At 59.9% G+C, this 6,075-nt stretch carries 6 protein-coding genes and 1 pseudogene; 5 read left to right on the top strand and 2 right to left on the bottom strand.

The annotated features are described in order from the left end of the window. Window positions 1-118 (top strand): annotated as a pseudogene (locus tag VNX23_RS30270) (IS110 family transposase); the annotation flags it as partial. 170 nt (window positions 119-288) lie between these two features. On the opposite strand, the gene VNX23_RS30265 reads toward VNX23_RS30270, so the two are convergent. Next, the gene (locus VNX23_RS30265; RefSeq protein ID WP_325635438.1) at window positions 289-966 is read right to left on the bottom strand and encodes a peroxiredoxin-like family protein; all 678 of its coding nucleotides are present in this window, start codon (window positions 964-966) and stop codon (window positions 289-291) included. A 97-nt stretch (window positions 967-1,063) separates the two neighbouring features. Between VNX23_RS30265 and VNX23_RS30260 the strand changes: the two genes are divergently transcribed. From VNX23_RS30260 to VNX23_RS30245, 4 genes are all read left to right on the top strand, one after another. Continuing rightward, the gene (locus VNX23_RS30260; protein ID WP_325635436.1) at window positions 1,064-1,954 is read left to right on the top strand and encodes a LysR family transcriptional regulator; all 891 of its coding nucleotides are present in this window, start codon (window positions 1,064-1,066) and stop codon (window positions 1,952-1,954) included. Between the two features lie 480 nt (window positions 1,955-2,434). Next, window positions 2,435-3,187, top strand: coding sequence for a Crp/Fnr family transcriptional regulator (locus VNX23_RS30255; RefSeq protein ID WP_325635434.1), 753 nt, complete (start codon window positions 2,435-2,437; stop codon window positions 3,185-3,187). A gap of 382 nt (window positions 3,188-3,569) precedes the next feature. Further along, on the top strand, window positions 3,570-4,037 hold the full coding sequence (locus VNX23_RS30250; protein WP_325635432.1) for a phasin family protein: 468 nt from the start codon (window positions 3,570-3,572) through the stop codon (window positions 4,035-4,037). Window positions 4,038-4,212: 175 nt separating this feature from the next. Beyond that, window positions 4,213-4,431, top strand: a complete 219-nt coding sequence (locus VNX23_RS30245) for a hypothetical protein (protein WP_325635430.1) — start codon at window positions 4,213-4,215, stop codon at window positions 4,429-4,431. Window positions 4,432-4,901: 470 nt separating this feature from the next. On the opposite strand, the gene VNX23_RS30240 is transcribed toward VNX23_RS30245, so the two are convergent. Continuing rightward, window positions 4,902-6,075 (bottom strand): adenylate/guanylate cyclase domain-containing protein (locus VNX23_RS30240; protein ID WP_325635428.1); only part of this gene is annotated, 1,174 nt, incomplete at its 5' end.

Below are 6,075 nucleotides of genomic sequence, written 5' to 3'. Positions count from 1 at the left end.
CGATCGACTGGTGGCTGCCGGAAAGCCCAAGCTGGTCGCCTTGATCGCCGTCGCTCGCAAGCTGCTCACAATCCTCAACGCCATGCTCAGGACCAAAACGCCATGGCAACCCGCTTGACAGCCAACACAGTCGCTCACCCGGATCACATCTTCGATGCGACGTAGCCGAAGCTTTGCTTCGGCGTCCCTTAAAGGACGGCCGCCTCAGGCGGCCTATGCCTCTCCCGCGAGGGGAGAGGTGACACCTTCGATGCCGCTTCAGCTCAACCTAACATGCTGTAGCGGCGCTCAGGCCGCCCGGCTCGCGTTCAGGCGATCGAGAACGGGCAACAATTCGGACGGATCCGGACGCTTGGTGTAGTCGGGGTTGACTTCCGCATAGGCGATGATGCCGTCGGTGCCGATCACATAGCGTGCCGGCATCGGCAATACCCAGGACGGATCGTCGTTAACGACGGACAGGTCGTTCCCGAACCCCTTATAGACCTCGACCAGGTAATCCGGCAGCGCGAAGCGGATGCCGAAGGCGTCTGCCACTTCGCTCCTTACGTCGCTCAGGATCGGAAATTCAAGCTTGTTGTCGCGCTGTGATTTGCGGCTGTTGGGCGCCGTTTGCGGCGAAATCGCAACCAGGCTCGCGCCGCGCCCCACGATCTCCGGAAGGACCGACTGCAATGCTTGCAGTTCGAGATTGCAGTACGGGCACCAGACGCCGCGATAGAACGAGACAACGAGCGGTCCTTTTGCGAGCAGGTCGCGCGATGACACCGGATTGCCGTCGGGATCCCTCAGCGTGAATGACGGCGCTTTATCGCCGGCTTTTTTCGCACCCTGCGCCTGAGCGCCGTTGATGAGCTCGGCGGTAGCGCGACGCATCTTTTCGATAACCTCCGCGGTCGGCTTGCGGGCAAGCCGGCCGGCTTCGAAATCGGCTTTGAATGCATCGAGGCGGTCTTGCAGGGCCATTTCTGTCTCCTTCGTTTGATTGGCTTGACCCAACTCTGGTTCATTTGCCTCAAAAGGGGTATACGGCAGTCTCGAACAACATTTATTCGCATTTCAAATGAGCGATCGGCTTCAGGAATTGTCGGTTTTCGTCCGGGCTGCGGAAAGCGGGAGCTTCTCGCGTGCCGGGCGCGAACTCGGGCTGTCGCAGCCGTCGGTATCGCGCATTATCGGAGAGCTTGAAGCGCGGCTCGGCGTCAAGCTGCTCCTGCGCACCACCCGCCGCATCACGATGACGGACGCCGGTGAATTGTTTCTCGACCGCGCGCGCGAAATCCTGGCCGAAATCGAGGACGCCGAGAATGCCGCGCGCGGCGTCGATTCGTTGCGCGGCACGCTGCGTCTGGCGTTGCCGGTCATCTACGGAATGCGCGAGATCATTCCGAGGCTGCCAAAGTTTCTAGCCGCACATCCCATGTTGCGTGTTGAAATGGCGGTTACGGATGCGCGGCAGGATCTCATCGCGGAAGGCGCGGACGTCGCCATTCGCCTGGGCGAACTCACCGATTCGGCATTTGGCGCACGCAAGCTCGACACGCTCGAGCGAATGCTGGTGGCGTCTCCGGCTTACCTCAAGGCGCGAGGCACGCCGAAAACTCCGGCCGATCTCGCCTCCCACGACTGCATCTTCGGCCCGGGCAATTACGGACGCGAGAGCTGGTCGTTCACCGATGAAGGTACGCAAATCTCGGTCGATGTCCGCGGCCAGATCCACACCGATTCAGGTCCCGGGGCTTTTGCAAGCGTGCTGGCCGGACTTGGCATCGCCATGGCATCGACCGTCATGTGCGGGGCTGAAGTGGAGGCAGGTTTGCTGGTGCCGATACTGCGGCGCTACAAGCTGCAACCGGTGGAAGTGCACGCGATTTTTCCCGGCGGTCCGCGCCCGTCGGCAAAAGTCCGCGCGCTGGTGGACTATCTGGCTTGCGAAATCAAACGGAGAAACTGACCGTCGCGATCGCAGCCATCCGCGATGTGGCGACTGCATTCTGTTTTGCGTGTCCAATGCCAGCTTCCACGGCACAACCCGCGCAAAGCCATCAGAGACGCTTGCGGTCTGCATTAAGGTGCGGGTCGGCCGCAAGTGCGGTCTATGCCGGCCACGCGCTCCGATGAGGTTTCATGATACCGAACGATTGTGATTCTGGCAGACAATTAGAGCTTCAAATACATGGCTTCGCACACTAGATCAGGCATGCCGAAGCCCCACCACGCTGCGCTGTCAATAACAGCCGTTCCGTGCCCCGAATGTCGAAACTGATGCGGGCGGGACGCTCTCTACGATTTTGTGAGCACTTTGGCGTTGCGTTGGAGGCTGGTTGGATCTCTGCATAATTGGGAGACAGGATATTAACATCTGTTGTTGTCGCCGTTCCGCGCCGCCTGGATTGGCGAAGCGGTGGGATGAGTCACCGTCGGATTACCCGGAATGACCTGTCGCGGCGGAGTTGGTAACCGCCTTCTGGCAGGATTGCCGCCAGAGGACATTGCGCTGCTGGCGCCTGACCTGGAGACGGTCGCGATCGATCCGGAAACGGTGCTGTCGCACGCGGGTGACCGGATTGAGCATGTCTTCTTCCCTCATAGTGGCGCCATCTCGCTCATGATCGATATGGCCGGCGGACAGACGGTTTCGACTGCCGCAGTCGGGCACGAGGGGGCAGTGGGCATTCTTGCCGTGTTGGGGCCGTCACCTTCGGCGGCTACCGCTATCGTTCGTGCGGCGGGCACCGCGTCGCGGATCCCCGCATACCGATTTCACGTTGCCTTCAACCGGAGCCCCCCGATCCGGCACGCCGTCCAGATTCACGTCAGGGCGATGCTCATGCAGTTTCAGCTCGGCGCGGCCTGCAATGCGCTGCACCCGGTCAGAGCCCGCATGGCGCGCTGGCTGCTTTATCTGCGAGATCATGTCGACGACGACGTCCTTCCGCTCACCCAGGAGGCGCTATCGCAAATGCTTGGCGTGCGACGAACAACGGTGACACTTCTGACACGTGATCTGCGCGCGTCCGGAGCGATCAGATCGGTTCGACGAGGTCAGATCGAAATTGACCGCTCTCAGCTCGCGGCGGCAGCCTGCGAGTGCTACCGCACCATGCGTCACGAGGTCGAGGAGATCTTCTCGACGCATCCGGCCCGCCCCAGCGTTCTGCCCGTGCCCGATGAGGCCTCTCGTTAGCTGAACCGGGCGATGCCGTGCGAGATCATTTCCGCGCGGCCGCCTGGCTAAGTGTAATGCGAGCTCACGCACGGCGTTGCACCAAAATGATGGAGCGCAGAAGCCTTGCGTCAACGCCGATCTGCGGCGGTTCGTCTGCCGTCTCGCTCATTCTCGTAACATGACGATTCTGTGTATTGAAAATCTCAAAAAAGATTCAAAGCGAGAGTCGCAAAGCGAACGGACAGCATCGCTGTCGTGAGACATAGTGGTACCGGGGTTGGACTGAAGGCTCATCGAAATAGCTCGAACATGGAAGCGAGATACCGTCCGCCTCCACGAATTTTCATGACGCAAACAAGCATCCGGGAAACGATGTCGCCTGAAAAGTGAGGATAGTGCCGTGAATGAAAGTGAAGTGAAAGCGGAATGGAACGGAACGAAAGCTTTCGGAATGCCTCTGTTCGGATTCCCGAAGATCGCGCTGCCCGGCGTTTTCGCCGAGCTTGCCGAGCAGGGCGTTGCCCGCGCGCAGGAAGGCTGCGACAAGCTCAAGACCACTTCGGAGGAGATCGCGGAAGCGCTGCGCGAAACATATTCGGATAGCGCCAAAAGCGCGACCAACTATGGGCTCAAGCTTATCGATTTCTCGAACGCCAATACCGTCCTGGCAATTGATTTCTTCGCCCGTTTCATGCGCAGCAAGTCGATGACGGACGTCCTCACCCTGTCGGCTACGCAAGCGCACAAGACCTTTGATACCGCATCCGCCCAGACCAAGGACCTGTGGGAGCTTGCCCAGAAACTCGCCACGGAAACGGCCGAGCCGATCAGGAAGCGCACTGTCAAGGTTTTCCAAAAAGCAGGCTGAGAAAGCGACACTGAATTCAGGTTGAGGATTCCTTCAGGAAGGAATTCGGCCGGTTGGATCAAGCTCCGCGTGTGGCCCAGCATTGCCCCAAGCACCGCACACCGACAAGGCGCGCGATCCAGCCGGCCGGGTTCTTGCTTCGATAACCAACAAGACAAATCCAAGAGAGCCCCACATGGGTATGGTCATGATCAAATGCCCGCAAACCGGGCGCGCGATCCCCACCGGCATCAAGGCCGATCGCGAGAGCTTTCAGCGCAGCCCGGTTTTTTTCGGGCACACCCATTGTCCGATCTGCCGCGCCAATCACGGCTGGTTCGCACGGGACGCCTGGGTCGACGAGCCGGGCACCCGGGCGCGACGTCGCAGCGACCTTAGCGTCAATGCAGGCTAGTGATCTCGCGATGGAGGAAACCTCCATTTGGGCGCTGCAAGCCAAGGCCGTTCTCGACCTTTGCTTTGGGGCTCAAGCTCGCATGCGCCTGTTCCCAAGCCGCCGGCTGCGGCCTGAATTCGGGCCGTTGCCATGCCCTCAAAGGTATCCATATTTCCGGGCCCGCCGTTTCTGATGGAAGCACAGGCACCTTTTGAGGTAGCGATCAGCCCGAAGCGCAGGCTTTGGGAATGGTGCGTGCGTGACCGTTCCGGAAAGGTAATTATGACAGGACGGGAAATATCGCGTGCCCGCGCGAGATACCAAAGCGCGCGCGCCTTATTTTTGCTCTTGCTGACCGTACGCGCGCGAGTGTGAACGGGATTTTTGGGTACGGAGACAGGGCCACCGAAAGCCGGGGAATGCTCAGCAGCGTTTGCGACGTCTCGTCCCAGGTCGGACGGCGTGCGGAGCTGGCGATAGCCGTGCGTTCAGCCGTGATAGGCGAACAGCTCGATCGGGTCGCTGAAGCCTCGCACCGGATATTCGCCGACGTGTTCGAGAGCGAAATCGCTTTGGACGAAGTCGGCGAATGCGCGGGACAGAAGCACCTTTCTACCCAATTGTTTGGTCAGGGTTTCGAGACGCGAAGCCATGTTAACCGCGGGACCGATGACGGTGAAGTCAAGCCGGGTTCGCGACCCGATATTTCCGTACATGACGTCTCCAACGTGGACGCCGATACCGTAATTCAGCGGCACACGACCGGTTTCGCCGTTCCTTTGGTTCAGGGCAACCATGGCCTGGCGGGCTTCGGTCACGGCATGCAGCAAATTTGCGCAGGCCGACGGCCGGTCGAGCGGAAAAATGGCGAGCAGACCGTCGCCGATGAATTTCAGTATTTCCCCGCCATGTCGCGCGATCGGCTCCGACATCGCGTCGAAGTAGCTGTTCAGAAGATCAATGACAAAATCGCGCGGCCAGTTATCGGAGATTCGGGTGAAATCCCGCAAATCGCAGATCATGATAGCGGCGCGTACCGTCATCCCACTTCCGCGCCTTATCGCGCCGGCCAGGATAAGCTCGCTGGCATGCGAGCCGACATAGGTTTCGAGTAGCGTTCGCGCCAGCCGATTCTTGATACGGATTTCGCTCACCAGCGCCAAAGCTGGCAACAGTTTCAACAGGCCGGAGATATGCGCGTCGTCGAAACCTTTGGGCCGGTTGGTTGCAAAGGTCACGATATGCCGCTTGCCGAGCGTATGGTACAGCGGCCATGCCACATAGTCGGTCAGACCTTTCGCCCGCATCTCGTCATAGAGGGCGTGCTTGCGGCCAAGCGATGGATCGCGTTCGAGATTCTCGCGTACCTCGATGGCGCCGTCATGGGTTTCGTTGGCGGGACTGCCGATGTATTCGGATCGCTTCGTGACATCGTAGTCGACTCTCGCAATCTCGGCTTCGCGCATTCCGTCGGCCCACATGATCCGGGCGCCAAGCCATTGCGGATGGTTGATCCGAAATTGAAGCGTCGCCCGCGTGATGGGAATGCCCGCTCGCTGGAGCCGGACACACAGTTCTGCGAAAATATTGTCAATGAAGCGCTCATCGCGCGTGTCATTTGTTAGCCAGTGCACAACGTCGCCGTCAGAATTCGCGGTGAGG

This window comes from Bradyrhizobium sp., from assembly GCF_035570375.1.
In the GTDB taxonomy this organism is placed as follows: domain Bacteria; phylum Pseudomonadota; class Alphaproteobacteria; order Rhizobiales; family Xanthobacteraceae; genus Bradyrhizobium.
Note: the sequence above shows the minus strand (reverse complement) of the source record. Positions and strands in the feature narration are given on the sequence as shown.

What these genes read in the sequence shown, in the direction of transcription:
- VNX23_RS30245 (WP_325635430.1), top strand. Translation starts at nt 4,213, where the DNA reads ATGGGTATGGTCATGATCAAATGCCCGCAAACCGGGCGCGCGATCCCC.
- VNX23_RS30255 (WP_325635434.1), top strand. Translation starts at nt 2,435, where the DNA reads ATGACCTGTCGCGGCGGAGTTGGTAACCGCCTTCTGGCAGGATTGCCG.
- VNX23_RS30265 (WP_325635438.1), bottom strand. Translation starts at nt 966, where the DNA reads ATGGCCCTGCAAGACCGCCTCGATGCATTCAAAGCCGATTTCGAAGCC.
- VNX23_RS30260 (WP_325635436.1), top strand. Translation starts at nt 1,064, where the DNA reads ATGAGCGATCGGCTTCAGGAATTGTCGGTTTTCGTCCGGGCTGCGGAA.